The organism is Granulicella aggregans (assembly GCF_014203275.1).
GTDB lineage: Bacteria > Acidobacteriota > Terriglobia > Terriglobales > Acidobacteriaceae > Edaphobacter.
The window spans coordinates 19,917-43,606 of sequence record NZ_JACHIP010000002.1 but is presented as its reverse complement, the minus strand read 5'-3'; the positions used below and the strand labels follow the sequence as shown (position 1 = coordinate 43,606).

20 protein-coding genes and 1 tRNA gene are annotated in these 23,690 nt (G+C 58.0%); 8 read left to right on the top strand and 13 right to left on the bottom strand.

What is annotated here, in order from left to right; genetic code table 11:
- Window positions 1-32: 32 nt before the first annotated feature.
- The gene (locus tag HDF16_RS05605; protein WP_221312557.1) at window positions 33-617 is read right to left on the bottom strand and encodes a hypothetical protein; all 585 of its coding nucleotides are present in this window, start codon (window positions 615-617) and stop codon (window positions 33-35) included.
- Here HDF16_RS05605 and coaBC point away from each other — a divergent pair.
- The 5 genes from coaBC to HDF16_RS05580 all read left to right on the top strand — a co-directional run bounded on the left by coaBC (window position 600) and on the right by HDF16_RS05580 (window position 5,911).
- Window positions 600-1,883 carry a bifunctional phosphopantothenoylcysteine decarboxylase/phosphopantothenate--cysteine ligase CoaBC gene (coaBC, locus tag HDF16_RS05600; RefSeq protein ID WP_348641251.1) on the top strand — a complete coding sequence of 428 codons (1,284 nt, stop codon included), beginning with the start codon at window positions 600-602 and terminating at the stop codon, window positions 1,881-1,883. The genes HDF16_RS05605 and coaBC overlap by 18 nt on opposite strands.
- Before the next feature lie 122 nt (window positions 1,884-2,005).
- Complete coding sequence (gene panB / locus HDF16_RS05595; RefSeq protein WP_184216097.1) at window positions 2,006-2,893, top strand: 3-methyl-2-oxobutanoate hydroxymethyltransferase; 888 nt, start codon at window positions 2,006-2,008, stop codon at window positions 2,891-2,893.
- A gap of 6 nt (window positions 2,894-2,899) precedes the next feature.
- Window positions 2,900-3,739 (top strand): pantoate--beta-alanine ligase, encoded by an 840-nt coding sequence (gene panC, locus HDF16_RS05590; protein ID WP_184214397.1) that lies wholly within the window; start codon window positions 2,900-2,902, stop codon window positions 3,737-3,739.
- Between the two features lie 111 nt (window positions 3,740-3,850).
- Window positions 3,851-4,555 carry a UMP kinase gene (pyrH, locus tag HDF16_RS05585; RefSeq protein ID WP_184214395.1) on the top strand — a complete coding sequence of 235 codons (705 nt, stop codon included), beginning with the start codon at window positions 3,851-3,853 and terminating at the stop codon, window positions 4,553-4,555.
- A 192-nt stretch (window positions 4,556-4,747) separates the two neighbouring features.
- Window positions 4,748-5,911: an acyltransferase family protein gene (locus HDF16_RS05580; RefSeq protein ID WP_184214394.1), complete on the top strand. Its 1,164-nt coding sequence runs from the start codon at window positions 4,748-4,750 to the stop codon at window positions 5,909-5,911.
- 190 nt (window positions 5,912-6,101) lie between these two features.
- Here HDF16_RS05580 and HDF16_RS05575 read toward each other — a convergent pair whose 3' ends face one another.
- The 6 genes from HDF16_RS05575 to acpS all read right to left on the bottom strand — a co-directional run bounded on the left by HDF16_RS05575 (window position 6,102) and on the right by acpS (window position 14,451).
- Complete coding sequence (locus tag HDF16_RS05575; RefSeq protein WP_184214392.1) at window positions 6,102-7,316, bottom strand: lactonase family protein; 1,215 nt, start codon at window positions 7,314-7,316, stop codon at window positions 6,102-6,104.
- Window positions 7,317-7,460: 144 nt separating this feature from the next.
- On the bottom strand, window positions 7,461-8,756 hold the full coding sequence (locus tag HDF16_RS05570) for a lactonase family protein (protein ID WP_184214390.1): 1,296 nt from the start codon (window positions 8,754-8,756) through the stop codon (window positions 7,461-7,463).
- Between the two features lie 144 nt (window positions 8,757-8,900).
- The gene (locus tag HDF16_RS05565; RefSeq protein WP_221312556.1) at window positions 8,901-10,103 is read right to left on the bottom strand and encodes a lactonase family protein; all 1,203 of its coding nucleotides are present in this window, start codon (window positions 10,101-10,103) and stop codon (window positions 8,901-8,903) included.
- 288 nt (window positions 10,104-10,391) lie between these two features.
- Window positions 10,392-12,494: a M13 family metallopeptidase gene (locus HDF16_RS05560; protein WP_184214386.1), complete on the bottom strand. Its 2,103-nt coding sequence runs from the start codon at window positions 12,492-12,494 to the stop codon at window positions 10,392-10,394.
- Between the two features lie 206 nt (window positions 12,495-12,700).
- On the bottom strand, window positions 12,701-13,786 hold the full coding sequence (locus HDF16_RS05555) for an MlaD family protein (protein WP_184214384.1): 1,086 nt from the start codon (window positions 13,784-13,786) through the stop codon (window positions 12,701-12,703).
- Window positions 13,787-14,073: 287 nt separating this feature from the next.
- Complete coding sequence (acpS, locus tag HDF16_RS05550) at window positions 14,074-14,451, bottom strand: holo-ACP synthase (RefSeq protein WP_184214382.1); 378 nt, start codon at window positions 14,449-14,451, stop codon at window positions 14,074-14,076.
- 144 nt (window positions 14,452-14,595) lie between these two features.
- On the opposite strand from acpS, the gene HDF16_RS05545 reads away from it, so the two are divergent.
- Window positions 14,596-14,961 carry a hypothetical protein gene (locus tag HDF16_RS05545; RefSeq protein WP_184214380.1) on the top strand — a complete coding sequence of 122 codons (366 nt, stop codon included), beginning with the start codon at window positions 14,596-14,598 and terminating at the stop codon, window positions 14,959-14,961.
- Window positions 14,962-14,968: 7 nt separating this feature from the next.
- Here HDF16_RS05545 and HDF16_RS05540 read toward each other — a convergent pair whose 3' ends face one another.
- The 3 genes from HDF16_RS05540 to HDF16_RS05530 all read right to left on the bottom strand — a co-directional run bounded on the left by HDF16_RS05540 (window position 14,969) and on the right by HDF16_RS05530 (window position 18,591).
- On the bottom strand, window positions 14,969-16,486 hold the full coding sequence (locus HDF16_RS05540) for a UbiA family prenyltransferase (protein WP_184214378.1): 1,518 nt from the start codon (window positions 16,484-16,486) through the stop codon (window positions 14,969-14,971).
- A gap of 117 nt (window positions 16,487-16,603) precedes the next feature.
- Window positions 16,604-16,891 carry a hypothetical protein gene (locus HDF16_RS05535; RefSeq protein ID WP_184214376.1) on the bottom strand — a complete coding sequence of 96 codons (288 nt, stop codon included), beginning with the start codon at window positions 16,889-16,891 and terminating at the stop codon, window positions 16,604-16,606.
- Window positions 16,892-16,962: 71 nt separating this feature from the next.
- Window positions 16,963-18,591, bottom strand: a complete 1,629-nt coding sequence (locus HDF16_RS05530) for an adenosine deaminase family protein (RefSeq protein ID WP_184214374.1) — start codon at window positions 18,589-18,591, stop codon at window positions 16,963-16,965.
- A gap of 299 nt (window positions 18,592-18,890) precedes the next feature.
- Between HDF16_RS05530 and HDF16_RS05525 the strand changes: the two genes are divergently transcribed.
- Together HDF16_RS05525 and HDF16_RS05520 are read left to right on the top strand one after the other, a co-directional pair.
- Window positions 18,891-18,965, top strand: a tRNA-Phe gene (locus tag HDF16_RS05525).
- Between the two features lie 102 nt (window positions 18,966-19,067).
- Complete coding sequence (locus tag HDF16_RS05520) at window positions 19,068-20,303, top strand: tyrosine-type recombinase/integrase (protein ID WP_184214372.1); 1,236 nt, start codon at window positions 19,068-19,070, stop codon at window positions 20,301-20,303.
- A 770-nt stretch (window positions 20,304-21,073) separates the two neighbouring features.
- Here the strand turns inward: HDF16_RS05520 and HDF16_RS05515 are convergent.
- The 3 genes from HDF16_RS05515 to HDF16_RS05505 all read right to left on the bottom strand — a co-directional run bounded on the left by HDF16_RS05515 (window position 21,074) and on the right by HDF16_RS05505 (window position 23,413).
- Window positions 21,074-21,673, bottom strand: coding sequence for a TetR family transcriptional regulator C-terminal domain-containing protein (locus tag HDF16_RS05515; RefSeq protein WP_246408776.1), 600 nt, complete (start codon window positions 21,671-21,673; stop codon window positions 21,074-21,076).
- A gap of 168 nt (window positions 21,674-21,841) precedes the next feature.
- The gene (locus HDF16_RS05510; protein ID WP_221312555.1) at window positions 21,842-22,129 is read right to left on the bottom strand and encodes a hypothetical protein; all 288 of its coding nucleotides are present in this window, start codon (window positions 22,127-22,129) and stop codon (window positions 21,842-21,844) included.
- A gap of 102 nt (window positions 22,130-22,231) precedes the next feature.
- On the bottom strand, window positions 22,232-23,413 hold the full coding sequence (locus HDF16_RS05505; protein WP_184214370.1) for a hypothetical protein: 1,182 nt from the start codon (window positions 23,411-23,413) through the stop codon (window positions 22,232-22,234).
- Window positions 23,414-23,690 lie beyond the last annotated feature (277 nt).

Genomic DNA, 23,690 nt, shown 5'->3' with positions numbered 1-23,690 from the left:
GCCGGGCCAAACCTGAAACTTTGAAGCGGTAACTAGGCGGTAGCGTCGGCAACCTTGTTCTTGCTGCCACCACGAAACCACTGCCGCAGACGAGTGGCGAAGGGGATAATCTCGGCACCTTCGCGGTAGACGCTCAGGTTGGCGCTCAGCAGGATGGCCAAAGCTTCGCGCTCGGCTTGGCTGGTCTCCTCCTGCTTCGACAGCCGTGAATCGAGGAGGTATTCGATCGCATGGCTGACGGTCATAAGGGCTGAGCCCTGCTCACGGGTGCGGCAGCGGCGAAGGGTGGTTGTAGCGTGGTTGGCACTTTGGGTATCGTTTTGGCCGAAAGACGTCTCCGTCTGGTCGTGAAACCCTGCCGTGAGATCACGCAAGGTCAGGCTTGCTAAATCCATTAAGTCGCTCCATTGCGAACACGCTGCATCCACGAAACGCCTTATAGTATCCCCTTTAATCAACGGTTGGCGAGTGGTTACGAAGGTTTTCTGCGTTTTATTTTTGTCACAGTCAACTCTTTTCGCGCCGGAGGCATCCTGCGCCGTTTTTGGTGCAAAAAAGTAAGATTTGGTGTGGATTTCTACCTGTGAGAACATCTTTGGGTGAGTGACAAGCCGCAAATCGGAGTGCTCTCCGCGCCACGCCGAAAGGTTACGGTGGGTGTTACTGGCGGGATCGCGGCGTATAAAGCGCTCGACCTAGTGCGGGCGCTGCAAAAAGAGAGGCTGGATCCCCATGTCGTCCTGACGAAGTCGGCGGAGAAGTTCGTCACTCCGCTTACATTTGCGGCGATCACGGGCCATAAGGTGATCACGAGTCTGTGGGCCAAGCCCGGATTAGCCGCCGAAGCTCTGGATAGTACGCTGGACTCCGCGATCGAGCATATTGCGGAGGCGCAGACGACCGAATTGCTGATCGTGGCCCCGGCTACGGCGAATACCCTGGCGAAGTTTGCGCGCGGAGTTGCGAACGACTTCCTTTCGACTCTGTATCTGGCTACCAAGGCTCCGGTGCTGCTCGCTCCGGCGATGAACGTCAATATGTGGGAGCACCCGGCTACGCAGGCGAATGTGCGGTTGCTGGAGGAGCGCGGGGCGACGATCATCGCTCCCGGCAGCGGCTACCTGGCTTGCGGAATGACCGGCAGCGGCCGGTTGGCGGAGACTCCATGCCTTGTGCATGCGGTCCTGAAGGCGCTCAATCAGCGAGACGATCTGGCTGGAGAGACGATCCTGATCACGGCGGGAGGGACTCGTGAGGCGATCGATCCCGTGCGTTTTTTAGGTAACAGGTCGAGCGGAAAGATGGGTTATGCCCTGGCGCGGGCGGGGTATGAACGTGGGGCTCGGGTGATTTTGATCTCCGCCCCTACGGCGCTGGCAGCGCCTGCGGGCTGCGAGGTTGTCCCGGTGACTTCGGCTAGCGAGATGCACGCGGCTGTGATGCAGTATCTACCTCGAGCGACCGCCGTGATTGGAGCGGCAGCGGTCTCGGACTTCCGCCCGTTGACGGCAGCAACTGAGAAGCTACGGCGTAGTGGGCCTTTGACCCTAGAGCTCGAACCAACTGAAGACATCCTGGCAGAGGTTGGCCGCCGCCGCGCGCGGGGGACTTTATTGATCGCGTTTGCTGCGGAGACTGATTCGGAGAACGCTATCGCAAATGGGCGCGAGAAGCTGCTGCGGAAGGGAGCAGACGCGATCGTGGTGAACGATGTTTCTCTGCCGGGGCTGGGCTTCGACTCCGAATCAAACGCGGCGACTCTGCTGACTCAGGAGGGAGTGACGGGCCTCCTTCCGATGAGCAAGGGCGCTCTCGCTGGGCACATTCTCGATGAGGTTATCCGGTTGCGCGCGGCTGCCTCGGCGCAGCTGAGCGCGGTGTGACACTTGCCTAGGAGCTTGTGTAAGGGGTAGTCTCAATCTCGGTGATTGGCGGTATCCGGCCAAAGTCGCAGACGCCTCCCGGCGAGCGGCACGCGGTGGAACTGCACTGGGAGTCCACCAAGATGAGCCTTACTACGTTTGATCCAGCCAGACCGGCTGCTAACAAGCAGGCCAGTGGTAGTGCGGCGACCGCAAAGGTTACCGTTCCCTTACTTCAGCAGAAGAAAGAGCTTCGCCACCCCATTACAGCCGTTACAGCGTATGACTACGCGACCGCAAGGTTGATCGACGAGGCTGGTCTCGACGTGATCCTGGTGGGCGACTCGCTGGCCATGGTGATGCAGGGGCAGCCGGACACGCTCGCCATCACGGTCGACGAGATGCTCGTTTATACGCGCGGAGTGCGCAGGGCGGTGAAGCGAGCGCTTGTGGTGGCGGATATGCCCTTTGGCAGCTATCACACCGATGAGCGCGAAGGCGTTGCGAACGCGATCCGGTTTGTGAAAGAGGCCGGAGCGGAGGCGGTAAAGATCGAAGGTGGAGCGAACCGGGCATCGCTTGTCCGTCGCTTGAGCGACGCTGAGATCCCGGTGATGGGACATATTGGCCTGACTCCGCAATCCGTACACCGCATGGGCGGATACAAGGTGCAGGGGAAGACGCTTGCGGCCGTCGACCGGCTACGGGCGGATGCGCTGGCCTTGCAGGAGGCTGGATGCTTCTCGATCGTGCTGGAAGGCATGCCGCGCGAGCTGGGGACGATTCTGACAGCAGAGCTCGAGATTCCTACGATCGGGATTGGAGCCGGGCCGGACACGGACGGGCAGATCCTTGTGCTCCATGACATGCTGTCGCTGACCTTTGCGCCTCCGGCGAAGTTCGTCAGGCGCTATGCGGACATCGGAGCGAGCATCCAGGCCGCGATCGGCGAGTACAAGCAGGATGTGGAGTCACGCAGCTTTCCGAGTGAAGCGGAGAGCTACCATCTTCCCACCGGAGTACAGCTGTAGCCATCGATGCAGATCATTAAGACAGTTGAAGAGATGCAGCGGGTGGCGCGTGGTCTGGGTCGTAAAGGGACTCTGGGGCTCGTCCCGACGATGGGAGCGTTGCATGAGGGACATCTGTCGCTGGTGCGGCGGGCGCGGAGTGAATGCGATGCGGTCGTCGCAACGATCTTTGTGAATCCGTTGCAGTTTGGGGCGAACGAGGACCTCGATAAGTACCCACGAACGTTCGAGGCGGACTGCGAGCAGCTTGATGGGGAGCGGGTGGATATTCTGTTTGCGCCTGCACCAGAAGAGATGTATCGCCCTGGAGCGACGACTACTGTGGACGTTGGTGCTGTAGGGGCGAGGTTGGATGGTGCGTCGCGGCCGGGGCATTTTATGGGTGTGGCGACTGTCGTGGCCAAGCTGTTCCACATTGCGATGCCGGATCGAGCCTACTTTGGACAGAAGGATGCGGCACAGCTGGCTGTTATCCGGCAGATGGCCCGGGACCTCAACTTCTGTCTCGAGGTGGTGGGGTGCCCGATCGTCCGGGATGAGGATGGGCTAGCGCTGAGTTCGCGCAACCGGTATCTGACTGCGGAAGAACGAAATAGGGCCCTGATTCTTCCGCGAACGTTGGCGGCCATAGAAGAGCAGATTCGGGCGGGCGTTCGGGATAGCGAGCTTCTCACAAACTCGCAAGTGCCGGAACTCGAAGCTACATCCGATATTGCCTTCGACTATCTCGCGATCGTCGACCCCGACACGCTGCTTCCGGAGGCGGAGGCGGTTCCGGGAACACTGATTGCGATTGCGGCGAAGGTAGGGAACACCCGGCTAATCGACAATTTGATTGTGGGTTAGGACTGTCCTGCCGGACAGGCCCGCTGCGCGCGTGGCGGCCACTTCGTGACTTGTGTGCCGCTTCGCGTGGTGCAAACGGAGTTCGAGGCGACCGTGAGATACTTAAGTGACATGTACAAGCGAGTTCTCCTCAAGATCTCAGGCGAAGCCCTGGCTGCAGGCAAGGGTTTTGGCATTGACGCGGTATTCATCCACAAAGTAGCGGAAGAGATTGCAGCGGTTCATGCCCTGGGCTGCGAGATCGGCATTGTGGTCGGCGGTGGGAACTTCTTCCGCGGAGTGGCCCAACAGGCGATCGATATGGACCGCGTCGCGGCGGATCACATGGGCATGCTGTCGACGGTGATCAATTCGATTGCGCTGCAGGATGCAATCGAGAAGCGCGGGCTTTACTGCCGCGTGATGTCGGCGATCGAGATGCACCAGGTTGCCGAGCCATACATCCGCAGGCGCGCGATGCGTCACCTGGAAAAGGGAAGGATCGTCATCTTCGCTGCGGGTACGGGAAATCCTTTCTTCTCAACCGATACGGCGGCGAGTCTGCGGGCGATGGAGATCAAGGCGGAGATTCTGCTGAAGGCTACTTCGGTGGACGGTATCTATACAGCGGACCCCAAGCTCGATCCCACCGCAACCAAGCTCGAGACGCTGACCTATATGGACATCCTGCGGTTGAACCTGCGGGTGATGGACCAGACTGCCGTCTCGCTATGCAAAGACAACAATATGCCGATGATGGTCTTCAGTATGCGCGAGCAGGGAAACATCGTGCGCGTCGTGAGTGGAGAGAAGCTAGGCTCGCTGGTCACGGCTTAGCTCGTCTGACTCGCCTATCGCACTTCCAATGTACCCAGATTCAGGGATGGCTCTGAGGTCTTTTTAGCTCTTCCGGTCGTCTGATAGGTGTGCAGCGCTGCGCCCTGATATGTTCTTCGCATCGAATAGAACAGCGCAAGCCCCGCAATTCGGACACGAATTTCCCGTAAATATGGAAACGAGCAGCAGAACTTGAGCTCCGCCTCAGCAATCCGCAAGCCCTCCCTGCCGGCATTGACCGGACTTCGGACCCTTCTGGCTCTCTCGATCGTCTTCTTTCACTTCACGCCGCCGCATATGGCAGCCGTCGCGCCCATTATCGAGAACGGATACATCTTCGTCGGCTTTTTCTTCCTGATGTCGGGCTACATTCTTTCGTACAACTACGCCGACCGCGTAGGTATGAATAAGCGCGAGTTCTGGTTGGCTCGGTTTTCGCGGCTCTATCCGGTCTACCTGCTGGCGCTGGCGCTCTCCTTTCAGATGCTGGTTAGCGAGTGGAGCGCCCGCTCGCACACGGAGTTCTGGCAGGGAGTTTTTCTGACACCGCTTTTGCTGCAGGGGTGGCTGCCAAATCTTGCTACCTTCTGGAACACGGTGGCCTGGACGCTGTCCTGCGAGATGATGCTTTACCTGGCGTTCCCTTACCTGATTCGGGTTTCGCTGCCGCGACAGCCCTGGAAGTTGATCGCCCTGTTTCTTGGGCTATGGCTGGTGGGGATGGTGCCGCATGTCCTGTATCTGACTTTAAATCCGGATCACCTTGCCGCGCCTGCCGACCGGTACACGGCAACCCATCTCATCCGGATACTCAAGTACACGCCACCCTCTTATATTTGCACTTTTCTGTGTGGTCTGACGCTAGGACAGTTGCAGTCCGTCTTGAAGTTGCGAGGGCGCGAACGGACCGGAATTGCGGTGCTGGCACTGGCAGCCATAGGTGCGGCTCTCTATGTCTTTTTGCCGTCGCTGCCGTATGTGCTGTTGCATGGTGGGCTGCTGATGCCTCTCTTCGCCGCGCTGACCGTGGGGCTGAGCGGGGCGAATCCGGTTGCCAGTCTGTTCGCGTTCCCGCCGCTGGTTTACGTGGGGCGAGCCACCTTCTGCCTCTATCTTCTTCACTTCAATGCGCTCATGCTGATCCAGTCCAGCCATATCTCGCAGAAGCTGCACCTTGAGGCGCTCGATCCATGGCTCTCCTACGTGGCTGTAGTCGTGCTGGCACTTGCGGCGCATAGTTTCGTGGAAGTGCCGGCGCGGAAGCTAATCCTGCGCCATCTCGGACGCAAGGAAGCTCTAGTGAAGAAGGACGCTGCCGAAGGCACATTCGCCGAGTTGTCTCCCAGCCAGCGTTAAGGATAGCTCGGGCCTTCAAACCTTTATATTCGTCACCGCCTGCATTCTTGGCTGCGCCGAAGGTTGGTGTAGACCAGGCCTTGGGCCCGAAAGACATGCTGTCTGAGCTGACTGGAGAGTCCTCTTAAAAGTGAATGGCCCCGCGGGTTGCGGGGCCATTCACTTTACCGATTCTTTTCTGCAGGTCGATCTATCGTTCCAGCACCTGAGTCGGATGCGATCCGTTGGCCACGATGACAACGCTGGTCGGTGAACCGGCTGAGGGGTAAGGCGTGTTCTGAATGCCGGCGAGAGCCCCGGTACTTGGATTCAACTGTAATCCGCTGACGGACGCTTCCTGCGTATTGGATGTGTAGAGGTAGATACCGAGAGCGGGATCAAGCGCGATGGCGTTCGGTCCGGTTCCGGTGGTGGCGCTGGTCCCGGCAACTCCTGACGGGGTGCCGTTCGAGACGTTCAAGGCGTAGGCGCTGATCGTCTTCGAGTTGTAGTTTGAGACATAGATGTACTCGCCGCGGGGATCGACCAACAGGGCAACAGGGAAGAGTCCGGTAGCGAACGGACCATTGACCATGGGCAGGAGCACGCCGCCGCTGAGTACGGTGTAGCCGATCAACTGATTCGCGGCTCTGTCGGTCACGTAGACGAACCGGCCGGTGGGATCTTCGGCGATTGCGCTGGGCTGGACGCCAGCGGCAAACCCGGCGGTTGCAGTCGTTCCGGCAACCGGTGTCAGCGCGCCGGTGGAGGTGTCCTCCGTGAAGGCGATGATCTGCGGTGTGGTCGGGTCCTGCGAGACGACATAGACCGTCGGATTGAAGTTAGCAATCGCGACCGAGACGGGGTTGTTAGCGGTGTTTACATTGACCGCGGTTCCGAGGCTGTTATCGCTGCCGATGGAGAAGACGCTCACTGCGCCAGCGCCCGAAGTATTTGTGCCCTGATACTTGCACGTGACAAAGAGGAACTTGCCAGCGGTATCGATCGCAATCGCGGTAGGAGTGTTACCGGTCGTCGCAAAGGTGCCCTTCGAGGTAAGCGTACCATCACTGCCTACCGCGAACTCCTGCACGTTCGAATCGCCCTGGTTGACGACATAGATGAACTTGGCGTTCGGGGTGGCAACAGACGCAACGGGATTCTTGCCGGCCGTCGGAGGGTTCTTGACGTCACCGATCTGGACCAGAGCGCCGGACTGGTAGTCCACCGCGTACTGGTTGATGACGCCAGGCGAGCTGCTTGCCGTGGTGACGTAGAGATAAGCGAGCGTGTAGTCGCGGGTGCAGGCGGTCAGGCCGAATGCCACCGAGAGAGAGGCAATCGAAGCGACGGTCTTGATGGCTCGGGAGACTGTATCTGTGGTCCTGGTGCTGGACTTGGTCTGGCCCGTCTTCTGAAAGTACATGCGCTTCCTTTATCCAAGGGGCCGTTGGCCCCCTTTGAAAATATCTTTGTAAAACTCTACGAAACCGATGGCCTGCGTCTGAGAAATTGACCTTTGAGCCTGCCGGTTTGCATGCTTCGATCCTACTAGAACGGCTGGTTGAAGCTACTGTCCCGCTGTCGGGTTTGGAACCGTGATCGCGCAGACAGGCAAAGTGGACGCCTCATAGGGCGAGTGGAAGATGGGCTTCAGAGCTCCAGTACTGGGCTCGATCTCTTCGCCGAAGACGTTGTTGCTGAGGGAGCCGGAGGCGTACAGGTAGATGCCCCGCGTGGGTTCGACCGTCACGCAGGTGGTTCCGCTGCCCGCATTTGTGCTGGCGGCGGAGGTGGAGAGGACCGGTGCGCCATTGGATCCGAAGGTGTACTCGCCAATAGTGCCGTCGTAGTTTGCCACGAAGAGGAATTTGCCGGTGGGGTCGAAGGCCAATCCGCGGGGACCGGCCCCGGTAGTCGCCGTTCCGCCAGAAATCTGTGCCGGAAGACCGTTCGCGATCGAGTAGCTGATCACCGTATTGGCAGTGCCGTCAGCGATGTAAAGATGGGTGCCTGTCTGGTCTTCAATAATCCCGCTTGGGGTGGTGCCGGATGGCAGGCCAAGTGAGGGAACGTTCCCGGCATTGATGGTCTGTCCAGCCTGGAGGGTGAGAGCTCCTGTAGACGCATCAGCGGTGAAGGCGAAGAGGTTTGATGTCTGTGTTGCTCCGGAGCCGACGGCGGCTGAGTCCTGGGCTATGACATAAACGAAGCCGGGAGTAGGGCTGGTCACGATTCCGACGGGAGCACGGCCAATTGGAAAGTATTGCGGAGTGGGCGGAACGTCGGCAGTCGTCGCCGATGGGACCGGTATCGGAACTAGGCTGTCATCGCTCTTGATGGTGAAGACGATGATTCCGCCCGGCCCGGGGCTGGCGGTGGTATAGCCCTGCTGATACGTGTAAGTCACGTAGAGAAATTTGCCGTCAGCGGAGACAGCGAGTGCCGTAGGGAAGCTGCCAACGGCGCTTTGAGACGCGATATCGTAAGTATTCGTGGGGTAGAGCTTCCCGTCTGTACCAATCTCGAACTGAACAACGTTGCTATCGTCGTGGTTGATGACGAAGATAGCCTTGTGGTTCGGCAACGCTACCAGCCCTGAGGGCTTGCGTCCGCCCGATGGAATAGGCGAGTCAGGCAGGAGAGTGAGCTGGCCGTTCTGGAAGTCGACGCGGTACGCGTTGATGAGGCCAGAAGTAAGGCTGGCCGAGGGCGCGTAGACCCATGCAAGCGAGTAATCGTGGCTGCAGGCGGTGAGGCCGAGGCTGAGCGCAAGAGTTGCGGCGCATGCGGCTTTGGGTAGCCAGCCTTTCTTGCTGGGCGATTGCGAGTCCTGCCCACGGCTTATGTTGCTTACTGACTTCATGTATTTCCTTGACTCCGGTGCGAGCTTAGCCCGCGAAAGATGCTTAAGACTTTCTTTCTACTTACTGGACTGGCTGACCCAGAAGCAGAGGGGCGGCGTCGAACATTTCGACGCCGCCGACTCTTACGTTTCGCGATTGCAAGTTTAGTATCCTGTGAAGCTACTGATAACAAAGCAAGTCGGCGAACCCACGGTGGGGAAGGTGGAACCACGATCCAGAGCGCTGAGAGCGCCTGTCTTGTGGCTAATCCGCTTGCCTGTGACCGTGTTTGAAGCCGAGTCCGACGTGTAGAGGTACTGTGCGGTCGGATCAATCGCCATGCAGACCGGACCAGAGCCCACCGAATAGGGGTTCAAGTTGTCGCCAACCGGAGTCAAGCTGCCGTTCGAAATGATGTTGAATGCCGAGACAGAGCTGTTGGTGAAGTTCGTGTTCTGGGTCGAGTGGTTCAACACGTAGAGGAAGTTATCGGTTGTGCTGATCGTTTGGAACGGGTAGCTCGCGCCGGATAGGTTTGGAACCGATCCTGTGTTCACAGTCGAGAGCGAGCAGTTAGATCCCGCCGTGTATGGGAGGATCGTCCCGGTTCCGCCGGTCGTCGAACCGGCGTCCGTCACGTAGATGTAGCTTCCGTTCACGTTAACCGAAGTGGCGTTCGTAGTGGGAAGCGCCAGAGTAGAATTCGTGGGCTGAGTCAGCTGACCGTTTGAGGAGCTGAGAGCGTAGGGGAAGATGGTCTGGTCGCCCGAATCGAGCGTGTAGATGCAGCTTGAGGAAGCACGCATCTGCGTCGGATGATTGCCAACCTCGAAGTAGGTGAGCTGGGTACCGTTAGCGTCCTTGACCTGTGCGTTCGTGATCAAGGATGGGCGGCCGGTGTTCGGATCAAGCGAGAACGCAGTGATCGAACCATTCAGATCGATTGTGCCCTTGGTCGCATCCGCGTTGTAGTCAGGGGCCTTCTGATCGAGCACGAAGAGGTAGTTACCCGTGCTGTCGGTCGCGATCCAAACCGGGCTGGTGCCCTGGCTGGAGTAGGACTGCTGATAGCTGAGGACTCCATCGCCGCCGACGCTGAAGAGCGCGATGTTGCCGGCGGTGGTCGAGTTTCCACCATTCAGCACGTAGAGATAGCGGCCACCGGACTTAAGCGCAAGCATCACTGGATTGGTCCCGCCTGATGAGTAAGGCGATCCAACCGTGCCGGTGAGATTGCCGGTGAAGTTGTCGATCTTGAATCCACCGATCTGGTTGTACTGCGTACCCAGAACCCACATGAAGCCGACAGTACCGCCTCCACATGAGGTCATACCCAGACCCATTGCTACCGAAACCAACAAGGCCATTGAAATCCGGCCAATCCTGCTCAACGTCATGCGCTTCCTTAATCCTCGCGAGTGGCCGGAGTGCGCCACCACTTTGCTGCGAGCAATTCTGTAGGGATACGATCCTTGGCCAATTGTAGAAGGTGACGCGAGTTTATGCCACCCGGAGGGCTAGATTGTCCGCTGGTTTGCAAAGGAACAGACGTTTCTTTCTATAGAACCGTTAGCGGGTCGAGATAGAAAGAGAAAGGCCGGGCGCATGGCCCGGCCTCTTGTGAATCGATTGCGGTGCGGAGGAGGTGTAGCGAGCTACCAGACCCGGCAGGAGCTGGCAGGCATCATGGGCTGGCCGACCTTGCACCCGAAGGCCTTACCAAACTGATCGAAGTTCTGCACCGTGCCGTTGGTGCGCCACTCGCCAGTGCTGTGGGGATCGGTCTTGGCGAGGACGCGGGCGGACTGCTCGGTCTGATTGGTACACCAGACCTGGCCAAAGCCGATGAAGAAACGCTGAGCCGGGGTGAAGTCATCCTTCTTCCCGTCTGAGTAACCAGCAAGTGCGGTGGGATCGTTGGCGAGAGTCTCCTGCAGGGCCTGGAAGGCGATGCGAATGCCGCCGTTGTCCGCAGTGTTTTCGCCAAGCGTCAGCTTGCCGTTGAGTTTCTGCCCAGGGGCGACTTCGAAGCCTGAGTACTCGTCGGCGATGCATCCGGTTTTAGCCTGGAACTGCGTGAGGTCTTCTGGCGTGAACCAGGTACGGACGTTTCCGTGGAGGTCATACTTCGAACCCTGGTCGTCGAAGCCGTGGGTCATCTCGTGGCCAATGACGACGCCGATGCCGCCGAAGTTGACCGCTGGATCGATGGAGTTTGAGTAGAAGGGGGGCTGGAGGATTCCAGCAGGGAAGTTGATGTTGTTCTGCGGCGGGTTGTAGTAGGCGTTGACGGTAGGCGGTGTCATGCCCCACTCCATGTTGTCGACCGGCTTGCCCAGCTTGGAGAGATTGCGCTTCGACTCGAAGATGTCATTTCGTTGCAGGTTCCCAAGCAGGTCTTCGCGACGGACGGTCAGGGTGCTGTAGTCGCGCCAGTTCTTGGGGTAGCCGATCTTCTGCTGGATGGTCCCGAGCTTGGCCTCGGCTTCTTTCTTGGTGGCGTCGCTCATCCAATCGAGGGACTGAATGTCTTCGCCGAGGGCCTTTTCAAGCGCGGCAACGAGCTTCTCCATGCTGGCCTTGGCGTCAGGCGGGAAGTTCTGCTTGACCCAGTCCTGGCCGACTGCTTCGCCAAGCGCCGCATCGGTTAGACGCGTACAACGTTTCCAGCGGGGCTGCTGCTCCTTCTGGCCGTTTAGAGTCTGATTGAAGAAGGCGAAGTTTTCGTCGATGAAGGGCGCGGAAAGATAGGGGGCCGCGCCGTGCAGCGCATGCCAGCGGAAGTAGCTCTTGATGGCGGAGATGGGCTCGGCTTCAATCTCGGCGTTGACCGTCTTTACGTAGCCGGGCGAGGCGACGTTGAGGGTCGTAGCCTGGCCAACGCCTACGCCGTCGAGGAACTGCTTCCAGTTGTAATCCGGTGAGAGTGCGGAGACCTCAGCGATGGTCATAATGTGGTATCGCTTGGCGGGGTCGCGCATCTCGACCCGAGGCATGGAGCCAGTGGCGAGGGCGGTCTCGATGCGCATGACGTCGGCAGCTTCGGTAGCTGCCTTCTCGGGGGTGTCGCCGAGAAGCACGAACATCTTGGTTGCATGGGCGACGTACTGTTCGCGGATGGTCTTCGAGCGGTCGTCATCGGTGAGGTAGTAATCGCGGTCGGGAAGGGTGAGGCCACCCTGGCCGGTGCCAAGGATCTGCTTCGAAGAGTCGATCTGGTCCTGCTGGACACCGAGGTTGAGAAGATGGCCGTCGCCGAACTTGTGCTCAAGTTCGAGGTTCAGCGCCGCGAGCTGCTTCTTGTCTCCCAGCTTCTCGATGACAGCGAGTTCGGGCGCAAGAGCCTTCGCGCCAAGCTGATCGGCGAGATCGACGTTCATGCAGGCGGCGAAGTAGTCGCCGTACTTCTTCTGCAGAGGGGTCTTTGGGGCATCCGCGGCGGACTTGAGATCTGAGTAGAGCAGATAGATGTTGCGCTCTGAAAGCTCATTGAAGCGACCCCAGCGAACCTGGTCAGAGGGAATAGGGTTGTTCTTCATCCAGTTGCCGCAGGCGTACTGATAGAAGTTCGTGCAGGGGTCTGCGGTCTTGTCGATCGCGGAGAGGTCGAAGCTGACCGGCTTCCGGGGTTCCGAGGACGGGCCGGAGGGAGTATCGAAGATGATCTCCGGGGCGGAGACAAGGGACTGGCTCTGGCAGGTTGCGGCCAGAAGGCTGCCTGAAAGGACAAGAAGAGAGGGGATACTCTGAATTCGCATGAATCTCCTGAAGTTAGCCGCAGCGCTGTTCCGGTTCGGCGGGGCGTGATGAAAGCATAATCTTCCAACCCAATCGGGAGGCCGGTATTTTGAGTGCGGGTAGCTCTCTGGAGACGATTCCCGCCTCGGGAAAAGTTTCCCGACACAGAAATGAATCGGCGCAAGGGGAGCCCTTGCGCCGATTCGAACAGTCTAAAGCGACTACCTTAGAAGATCTTCAGGTGAATGGTCAGATACTTCTTGGGGTCCTTGCGGATGGTGGTGACAAGGTTGGTGCTCTCGGAGAGCAACTTGTTCAGGTTGGTATAAGCCTGGTCGTCGGTGGCGAGTTTGCCGAGCGTACCCTTGCCGCTACTGACACCGGCTACAAGCGTGTTGACCTGAGTCAGCGTATCGCTAAGATCACTGCGGAACTTCGGGTCTTTCAACATCAGGCCAAGAGCGCCCTTGCCCGCGTCGGCGTCCGCCATAATGGAGTTGGCGTGGACGAGCGTAGTGTTCAGGTTGTTGTAGAGGGTCTCATCCTTGAGCAGCTTGCCGGCTGTGCCCTGACCCTTGTCGAGACCCGAGACGATGTTGTCGAGCTTGCCCAGCGTGGCGTTGAGCCGATTGTAGAGAGCGTCGTCGCTAACCAGCTTGCCGATGGTGCCGCGCCCCTGGTTCAAGTTGTTCGTGAGCGTGTTCAGCTCACTCACGGTGGCGTTCGCTCTGTTGTACAGACCGGGGTCGTTGATGAGCATGCCGATCGATCCCTTGCCGGACTGGAGATTGTCGACGATGTTGTTTGCCTTGGCGAGGATGACGTTGAGGCTCTCGAGCGTCCCCTGGCTCGCCTTCACGACGTCCGTGAGGCTGGGTGTTTCGAGTGTCTTTAGTTCATCGCCGTCCTGGAGCAGTGCACCCGTCGCGTACTGGCTATTGATGTCGACAACGGTGTCTCCCAGGACGCCAAGCGTGGAGAGTGCGGCCTTTGAATCCTTGTGCAGGCCCTTCTGATATTTGCCATCGATCTTCATCACGACCTCAACCGGCGTCAGGTGACGTTGAGGGTCGGTGACGACGGTGACAGCCTTCACCGTGCCGATGGTGACGCCTTGCAGATTTACGGGCGCTCCGACCTTGAGGGCTGCGGAGTTTTCAAAGTAAGTGGTGATCGTCAGCTTGTGCGAGAAGACTCCAAGCCCGGACGAGCTGGTTATCAGAAAGAGCAGCGTCGTAAGGATGACGACAGCGATGAGGACGATCACGCCAACCTTCAATTGTGACCATCGAACTTCCTGCTGGCTTGGCATATCTCCCCTTATATCCTGCTGCGGTCTGCGTCCGAAAGCGAAATCGTACTCACAGCTTTCGCCGCGATCAGCGATGCTTCGAATGTCCGATCAAAGTCGTCCTGAGCACACTTTGATCGTGTCTGAATCGTGCGATGGAAGTTTCGTCTTTCCAGCGAGGATACACGAGTATCCCGACATCCTGGAGGAGGTTCAACTGCGCGCGTCATCCGAGTATGGATGCCGAAATCTGGGTGGAGGTTTCAAAAGTGTGGATGCGGCGTAGTGGATGAAGGAGGAGAGGATGCTCAGTCTTCGAGTACTACCACTGCCATTGCTACGTCGCGGCTGTGGGTGAGGGTCAGCGCCGCGGTACGCACGCCTAGTTTCAGAGCGCGCTCGCGGGCACGCCCAGTCCAATGCAGGGTGGGCTTGCCGCTCGGCTCCCTGCGGACTTCAATCTCCGGCCAGGAGATGCCATGGCTGATGCCGGTGCCAAGCGCTTTTGCACCTGCCTCCTTGGCCGCAAAGCGTGCGGCGAAGCTTTCAGCGGCATTGCGCTTCCTTTGGCAGTATGCGATCTCATCGGGGGTGAAGACTCGGCGCAGGAAGCGTGTGCCGAATCGGTCGATACTTCTCGCCACGCGCGCGATCTCGATAAGATCGGAGCCTAGACCAACCACCATTTTGTCTCTCCCGCCTTACGAAGTTTGCGTTACCTGATCTGCCATGTGACCTATGTACCTGAAAGCAGCTTCACGCAGACCGCGCCGGGGTCCGATGAACAGTCTAACGGCTAAGCAGATAGAGCCGGGAAGGAAGCACAGAGAATGCAGGTTCTTGATATCCAGGGCTACAGCTATGAACCGAGTGAGGGCCTGCTCCGCACCCTGAATCGTAGCCTGGTGACCTCCGGTGGGTGGGTCATTGATCGGAGGCCCATCTCCAGCACGAACTACGAGTTCACGCTGGAGATTGAACTGCGGTTCGTGCTGGATCTCTACGCTGGCGTTATCGCGTCGGGTGTGGAGCTGACCCGGGCGAACCATCTTGCGTTCACTGACCTCTGCACCTGCAGACTGCACCTGAAGGGAAGCAGCGAGCTTCGGCAGATTATTGGCATTCGGCTGGAGGTCTGCTTCCTGAGTCAGCAGGGATCGAACGCCCTGCTGCACCCCGGTTACAGCGTCGCTTGAAGCAGACCTATAACGCCGAGAACACGATGATGACGACCAGGATGCCCAGCATGAGACTCCGTTTGTCCGTGATCGCATAGACGACCGGATCTTCATCGAGTTCGCCACGGGACGCGAGCAGCCAGAGGCGACTGATCCACAACAGCAAAACAGGCAGCAACAGCCACAGCCGCGTGGTGTGGGAGTAGAGCGGCTCTGCGTTCAGGCCGGAGATGTACTGTGTCAGGACGAAGACTGAGACGTAGCCACTCGCAGAGCCGAAGCTGCGAAGCTGTTCGATATCGGAGATCAGGTAGCCGCGACCGTTCGCCGGGGCTGCGCCGCGAAGCCTGAGACTTTCGAGTTCCGCAAAGCGTTTGACGAAGGCGAGCGAGAGGAAGAAGAAGATGCTGAACGCCGCCAGCCACGGAGAAATGGGAATGCCCGTCGCAGCCGCTCCGGCAATGATGCGGATCGTGTAGAGGCCAGAGAGCACAATGACATCAACCAGCACCATGCGTTTCAGAGAGAAAGAGTACGCCGACGTTGTGACCGCGTAGATGCACAGCCACATTGCGAACTTGTACGGGGCTGTCAGTGTTTGCGCCGGATCGACCAGGGTAACGATGTTGGGTAACAGGAAAGCGAGGGTGAAGGCTGCTAAGAGAAACAGCACGACAACGGCTACTCCCTTGATCGCGGAGAGGTCTCCGGACGCGAAGGGGCGACGACGCTTCTTCAGATGCTTACGGTCGGCTTCGATATCCAGCAGGTCATTAACAATGTAGGTAGCGGATGCGCAGAGTCCAAAGCTTAGGAAGGCAACGAGCGTGCCGGAGATCAGACCAGCATTCCAGCGGTGCGCAAGCAACAACGGCAGGAAGATAAGGATGTTCTTCGACCACTGATGGAGCCGTATAGCCTTCAGCCACGCCTTCAGCGTGGAGACTTTATCGATGAAGCTGCGAACGGGTGTGACCTTCGCACTGCGTAGTCCTGCCTTCAGCCCAGCCGTCGGATTGGCCACCATGGGCGCCTGGCAGTGGGTCAGCAGCGGAATATCCGGCGAAGCGTTGCCGATGTAGCAGAAGTTGTCGCCGAAACGATCACGGAAGGCGGCCAGCTTGTTCTTGCCGGCGAGATTTACTGCTCCGTCGGATGCGAGAACGCCAGCGAAGAGGCCCAGATGATCCGCGACGCGCTCGGCGAGCGCCTTGTCCGCAGCGGTGGCCAGGTAGATCGCTCTTCCGGTCGCGTGCTCCTGTTCGAGGAACTGAATCAGTTCGCGATTGTAGGGAAGATGCGTGACGTCAAGCGTAACGGCCGAGGTGATGTGCTTCTTCAGAGCGGCCTTGCCTTGCATCAGCCATCCCGGCAACTGGAGAAGGGCTTGCGGCTTCTGACGTGCCAGCGCCAGGGTGGAGTCGACCAGAGTGTCGGATTTCACGAGGGTGCCATCGAGGTCAACGCACAGTGCGACATCGAGCGGCAGGGCCAGACCGTCAACGATCGTTGCTTCAGGGAGTAACGCCGCGGGTGTGTCCATGGGGATCGACATATCCTTTCGGGGTTCTGGGGCTGACTTGACCCTATTATCGTCTATCTGCTGCTCTTACGGACGAATACGGGGTCTGCAACTTCAAGGTCAACACTCGTCGATAAGTCACCATTGATGGGTTGCAAAGCCGACCTTGAGGACGTATCCAGTGGCCGTCGCCAGTACCAGGGCAATTGAAAGAGGTACGGCTGACGCCGCGAACCGCTTGCGCGCCGCACCCACCAGGAGCAGCAGCGACCATGCAAGCAGCATGAAGAGGATGCCATCCCAGGCGAAACTTCTCGCGCCGGACAGCATAGTCTCTATGTGAAAGGGATGGTAAAAAACGCCGCCAATTACATCCAGCAGAAGAAACAGCGCAAACTCCGCAACGATGGCGAAAAACATTTTCATAAGTAGGTACCAGGCTGTCTCTGTTTCCAGCAGGTTGGACTGTGTGCACGTCCGTCTACCGATTCGGGAGACTACTGCACGTTTGACTCGAAGATATGGAAACGATGCTCCAGTTGCCATTGCTGCATAGCCTTATCACTGTTCTTCAGGAACTCCACGCACTTGCCCTTGGGTTCGTCAGCTCCAATCGGTTGACCTGCGCAGGCAGTGTTGACCGAGGTAAAGCGGTCCTGCTGCTGCCACAGGCTTTCGCCAGCGAGGAAGCTGTGTTCGAGCCCGGTGCGAACCATGTCCTTCAACTCCGGATAGGTAAGGCCGTATTCCATCACTGCCCTGGTGTACTCGTGGGTCATGTCGATGCGACTTACGCCCTCGTCGTCCGTTGAAAGCGCCACCGGCACATGAGCTGCACGATAGTTTGGGAGGGGATGAAACGGAGCCTTCACCCCGAGGATGCCGTCGTTCGAGGTCAGGTTGATCTCCGCCATCACGTGGCGGTCTGCCATCTCCTTGAGCAGCGCCTGTGGGTCGTCCTCATACATGACATCAACTCCGTGGCCGATACGCTCCGCATGACCAAGGTCAATTGCCTCGCGGATATGGAAGCGAAGGCCCTCGGGCGTCACCAGGCCGGGCGCGAGTTCCCCCGCGTGCAGGCTGATGTGCACCTTGGGGTAGACGGAGTGGAGGTAATCCAGCATGCGCATCTGGCGGTGATACTCGCTCATCGCCATGTAGTCGTCTTCCGGCTGAACGAAGTTGAGGCCAACGACGTCGGGATCGACCGATGCAACCTCAAAGCCGAGAAGTGTCTGCGCAAAGACCTGTTGGGGCGGGAAAGAACGGAGTATCTGGAAGATGAACCGGATCGCAACCGAGCACCCGCCTTTGGCGTCGGACTGGCTGCAGTGTTCGATCTGGTTACGGTCGGCAAGAGCGTCCGCGTACTCGCGGCGGTCGGTTGCCACTTCATCTCGCAATCCGGCGGCGAGCAATTGATCGCGCAATTTGCTGAGTTCGGCCGGAGATGTTCCGGTAAGGTCGTCCTCCGCGCTGACACGGGCCGAGGCAGTACGTGCTGGCCAGCCGATCTGGTAGCCCAGCTTCGCGGCTGCCGAGAAGCTGGGCGTCTCCATGATCTCGAGGTATTGCTCGTTCTGTGCCGCAGCGCGGGATGCGACCTCATCGAGCCATTCGCCGACATGGCTCTTCTCTACTCCCCCAAAGTGTCCGAAGGTATCGAAGAATTGATCGTGTCCGCTTCTGCCGCTGGCGGGTACGAAGCTCCGCATGGAGAAGGTGTCAATCAGCGACTTGTAGAGCTCCTGATTCTTGAATACGTCTGCCGCAGGCACGGAGCCTTCCGCGCATACCGCCTGCGCGGGAAGACTCTTGGACGTGCCGACGTTCTTGTCGAACTTGATCTTCGCCAGGTTTACGCACAACAGGTCGGCTGCGGCATCGCGAAGAAAGGTCTCCGCATAGATGGCCCCCGAGAGGTGCATATGCAGGTCGGCGCCTTTTGGCATCTTCTCGATCAGGGCATGCAGAACGAGCGGGTTCTTGCGCGCTGCTTCGAGCGCACGGGAGGTCCTCTGCTCCGAGGGGCTGGATGCGGCGCTCTGGCCGAAGGCGGATATTCCGGTGACGGAGATTCCCAGCGCAAGAGAGAGTAGGGTGCGGCGGATGACGCGAGGCATGAGATGTCCTTTTGCGGGAAGACGTGATGAAGCCGGAGTTGCGATCGGCGACCTGGGAACGGATGGCTTCAGCATACCCGACGACCGGCTTTGCGGATATCCTGGTTCCCGCACATTCCGGCGGAGTTTGGCGGCGAGGCGATCCGTTGCTATACTAAGCAAGTCGTTTGGGCCGCTTGCGTGCACAGCGGTCAGCTACTCTGTCCTCTCCCCAACAGGCAGGCTGGTTTTACAGACGCAGAATGTGCGCGGGCGACCTTGGCGGCCCCGTGGCACTGGCTTCATTGCTCATCAGCCAAGGCCAGATAGCTCAGTGGTAGAGCGCGGCCCTGAAAAGGCCGGCGTCGGCGGTTCGATCCCGTCTCTGGCCACCATTTTATTTACTTACAAATCATAGACTTACAGGCGGTACGGGCGAACTGTACCAACTTTGTACCGCCACCAGAGTTAACCTCTTTATACGGAGGTTGATTCCGATGCTCCATATCTATACCCGCCACGCCGCTGATTGCGGCCACGCAGACGATACCCAATGGCGGCGTTGCCGTTGCCCCAAATGGCTCCGTGGCGTCCTGCCCAATGGAGAGGCCATCCGCGAGTCTGCCGGCACTCGAAGCTGGGAGCAGGCGGAACGAAACGCCCGTAAGAAGGAAGCTGAGGCCGATCCCACCCGCGTGGATCAAGCGCAGCCCCGTCGTGCGACAGTTAAAGATGCTATTCGCATGTTCCTCGAAGACGAAGAAGCTCGTGGCCTGGAGCACTCCTCCCGCAAGAAGTCGCGGACCCTTTTCGAGCGTCAGTTCCTTCCCTTCTGTGAAGCCCGCAAGTTCGTCCATATCGATCAAATTGTGCCCGTCGATCTGACCGAGTTCCGCTCCACCTGGAATAATGGCGATGTCACCACGCACCGCAAGCATGAGCGGATGCACTCCTTCTTCGCCTTCTGCGTGGCGAACGATCTGCGGCGCAAGAATCCGATGGATGCACTCAAGAAGCCGAAGACACCGGATGTCGTACCGACCGACTATTTCCTGCCCAAAGAATTCGAGAAGGTCGTCGCTGCCACAGAGAAGTACGAATACGGCGGCGGCAACGACAATCGGCATCGCGGTCAGCGGCTCCTCGCGCTGACGCTGTTGATGCGCTGGTCAGGACTCGCTATCCTCGATGCCACATCGCTGGAACGAGAGCGGCTCTCGGAGAATGAGAATGGCGACGATCAGATTTTCCTCTATCGCGCGAAGACCGGCGTGCCTGTCAACGTCGTCATCCCTAACGAAGTCGGCGATGCTCTGCGCGCCTTACCCAACTCGCATCCCAGTTACTTCTTCTGGTCGGGCAATGGCGATCCGCGAAGTGCAGCGAAGGCATTTCAGCGATCCTATTGGAAGCTCTTCAAGCTGGCGAAGATTCAGAAACCCGATGGAACTCCGAAGCGCTGCCACCCTCATATGTTCCGAGACACGTTCGCCGTGGAGTTGCTGCTGGCGGGTGTGCCTCTTGACCAGGTGTCACTGCTGTTGGGCCATTCAAGTGTGAAGATCACCGAACGGCACTACGCGCCGTTCTGCAAAGCTCGGCAGGAACAGCTTGCAGCTTCCGTAAAGCTGGCTTGGAAGAAGCCAGTTCAACCGCTTCAGGAAAAGAGAGCTTCGTCCTCGAAAAAACATGCGAGGCGGCAGGATTCAGATAGTGTCAAGAAAACGGCTTGAGTCTACCGCCCAGGCAAATTCGTGCGGTTGCAGGGGCCTGCAACCATACGAACTTGCTGGTTATCCCCTTCAGGAGACCACTGGTAGAAATGGTAGCGTAGGTTCGCAATGCGCCGAACTTGCGTCTTTGGCATTCAGATAGAGCTTGATGCGCCCTGCTGCCTAGTTCACCGCCGCTACCAAGCAAAGATCGGATCAAACCGCCGCCGCCGGCCTTTTCAGGGCCTTTTGTCGATCGCTCTAAGGCCGTCTGGAATCAGCGGATATTACTGAAAAGACACAGTTTAGACAGCGCAAAAAGTAGGATAGAGGAGTAGATTTTGGTATGTTTTCACATCTATGGGGTACGCTATTTGTACTCCCCCTGCGACCGCATCATTTCGTCACCTTCAACCGGGCAGTTATTTCTCCGAGTCAGCTGCTGTCATGAGAGCACGGCGATCCGCTGCAGAGTCAGTATAAAACGCCGAGAAAAACTTTGGGTCACATAGTTTGCGGGCCACGTCGAGGACTTCCGAGGACCGACGATCGGGGCAGACACCTGCATCGATCAAGGCTCTCTCGAGGGTCAGGGGCGCAGCAAAGGGTGAAATGAGTCGCGCTGCAGTGAAATGGAGGTTCGAGATCGCCACCAGGAGACCACATCTAACTGCCGTCTGGATGAGCCAACGATGTCGGCCTAACGACTCGATCTTGACCCTCGCCACCGTATCTAACCTCGGTTAAAGTATGTTCTTGCAGCCGGACAAGCGCAGGATCAGTGATTTCTCTCATCCTTCCAGCAAAGCGTTGAACGCGTTGTCGAAAAAGAGTATTAAGGGCTTGTCGCTTTGCAATGCCTTCGCCCGCACCTGCGCTCCTTCCCAGCCATTGAGCAGCAGAGCAGCAAGTTTTTCCGGATCATCAGAAGAGTGAAGTTCCCCCTTCTCGATGGCCTCTCGAAGAGTCCTTGCGATGGCATCCTCCCAAGCATCAAAGGCCTGGACCAGGGTCATTCGGATCTCCGGGTTCTGAGCTGCAATCTCAATACTCATATTGCCGAGGAGGCAGCCAGCGATCGGCCCACCGCGAACACCATAAGTAGCGATCAAATCTTTGAAGTATCGACGCAGTTTTTTCAGCGGAGAGAGATTGGAATGAACAAGCAGCCTTTCGCAACGTTCCTGCTCTCCTGCAGCGTACCGCTTGATGACCTCAAGGATGAACTCGTCTTTTGTCGTGAAGTGATGATAGAAGGAGCCCTTCGGAACTTTGGCCGCCAATAACACCTGGTTTACTCCTGTAGCGAAATATCCTGCAGAGCGGACCATCCCAAGCCCAACTTGAATGAGGTTTTCCCTGGTAGTCTGTTTGCTCATCTGCTTACGCATAGATCCTGTCTACCCTCTCCATCTTGATTTGAGTTGTCTGCAGACTGCGCCAATTATGTCTACCGATTTAAAACAAGACTGCGACCCGTAAATGAATCAGCGGAAGGCGACCAGGGGTGATCGCCGTCCGTTGCTTCACCACTGCGTTACGAGAACCACACGCCTCGTCTAGCGCGAGGAACCGTTAAGTTTCGCAATCAGCGTGTTGCCAAACTCGTCGGCGGACATTGGCTGCTGGCCGGTGATGAGCTCGCGATCTACAACGACATTGGAGTGCCAGTTCGTGAATGTATCGACGTGAGCACCGGCTTCGGCGAGCGCGTTGACCGGATAGAACTGCACGTAACCACCCAGACCGTTCGGACCTTCAAGAGCTTCCTCTTCACCGGTAGAAAAGATCGTAATGTGGTAGCCGGCATAGGGCCAGTTCTTCGCCAGTGAGCTTGCGCCACTCACGATCAATGATAAAACCGTCCCGCTGAGGATCGACCCCCGTGCGTCCCTGCTCGATACATTGCGGGAATCGGCCTTCCTGACCGGAACCAAGAAAGGTTGCGATCACGGGCAATGCGGTGTACCGAGTATCTGCGTCACAATGTCCAAATCACCGAGGCCAATGGAGAAGGGGTATTCTTTCTCGGGAAACAGTCCGAGTGCCTCTTCGATGTTCTCGAATCGTGAGACAAAGGACAGCAACGGCATCATCGTGACGTTTATCAGGTAGATGTCCGTAATCATTTCGCCATCGATATTCAGGGTTAGACCATCCATCCTCAGTGACGGTCGATCGGTGCTGCGGATGTAGACCCTGGCGCGGACGGCTTGATCGAATGCGCTCCGAATGGCGGCCTGCATATCGGACCGCAGCTGACCAAAGTCTGCACCGACTCTGGCATCTCGTGTGAGACCCTTAGCCTTGCATTGAAAGATCAAAATTTTGCCGTCATGCAATACCGCAACATCCGAGAATTCTTCTCCGTTGGGATAGCATGGATTGCTCAAAACCATATGCTGAGGAAAGATTCTCAACATATACTCGCGAACCTTTAGCTCTACAAAATCTCCTCGCGACTTTTCAAATGTGGGACGATATGCCTTGTCCGCCATCAGGTCGAAGTAAAACGTCTGGAACAGGACGGAGGCGACCATCGGATTGGTAAAGAACCAGCAGTAACCACCGTGCGCGATGAAGGGTCTTTCTTCCACAGTGTTGTAATCCCACGGTGCCTTCGTTGCATCGACAAATGTATCGGGGAAACCTGGATTGCGATAGCCGAACGGTTGGCTCATTCGTCGCAGGAACGCTTCGCAGACCTCTGCCGTCAATCCGGATATGGCGATGAGGTCATCAAGCGAAAATCGCAACAGGGTGACCGCAGCCCCATAGTGCATTTGAATCGCAATCCGCGTCTCCAACTCTCTGCGACTAATCTGCCGAGATACCGCTTCCTCCAAGTATTCCTCTGCCGCGAGCGGCGCGGTTTCCCGTGCATGATCTGCGGAGGCGTTCACGCGTCTGTTCAACTCTGCGGTGACCGAGTGAATGATGGCGATAGCATCCGCAATAGTAAAGCCGAGATGAGAGACGAACCACGCATCGTGCTGCCCGTATAGCTCTTGTGCGTACGCAAAAAACTGGTGAGGATACGCGTCACCCCGAACCCATAGCGAATAAATCTGGGCTGAGCGCAGAAGCGCATCGGAGGACGGTCGTTCCTGCGATGCGGTCGGGGCGGTCAAAAAAGTCCCCATGAATGAATCGAAATACCGTTTGACTAGCGACTCGAACTCTTCGATGCGGGAACCATCGAACTTCTGCCTCGGATTCTGCGGCTTGGGGAGACTTACGAGATATCCGGACGTAAACTCTATCAGCCGAGCCCAGCGCCGCTCATCGGTCGCCTCCCCGAGAAACTCTTTCTGTGTGAAGAGACACGTGAGCACGAGTTGGCTCAATAGTTCGATCGGGTCGAATTGAGAAACGAAGTCCTTGAAGTCGGAGTATGCGTCCTCGGGC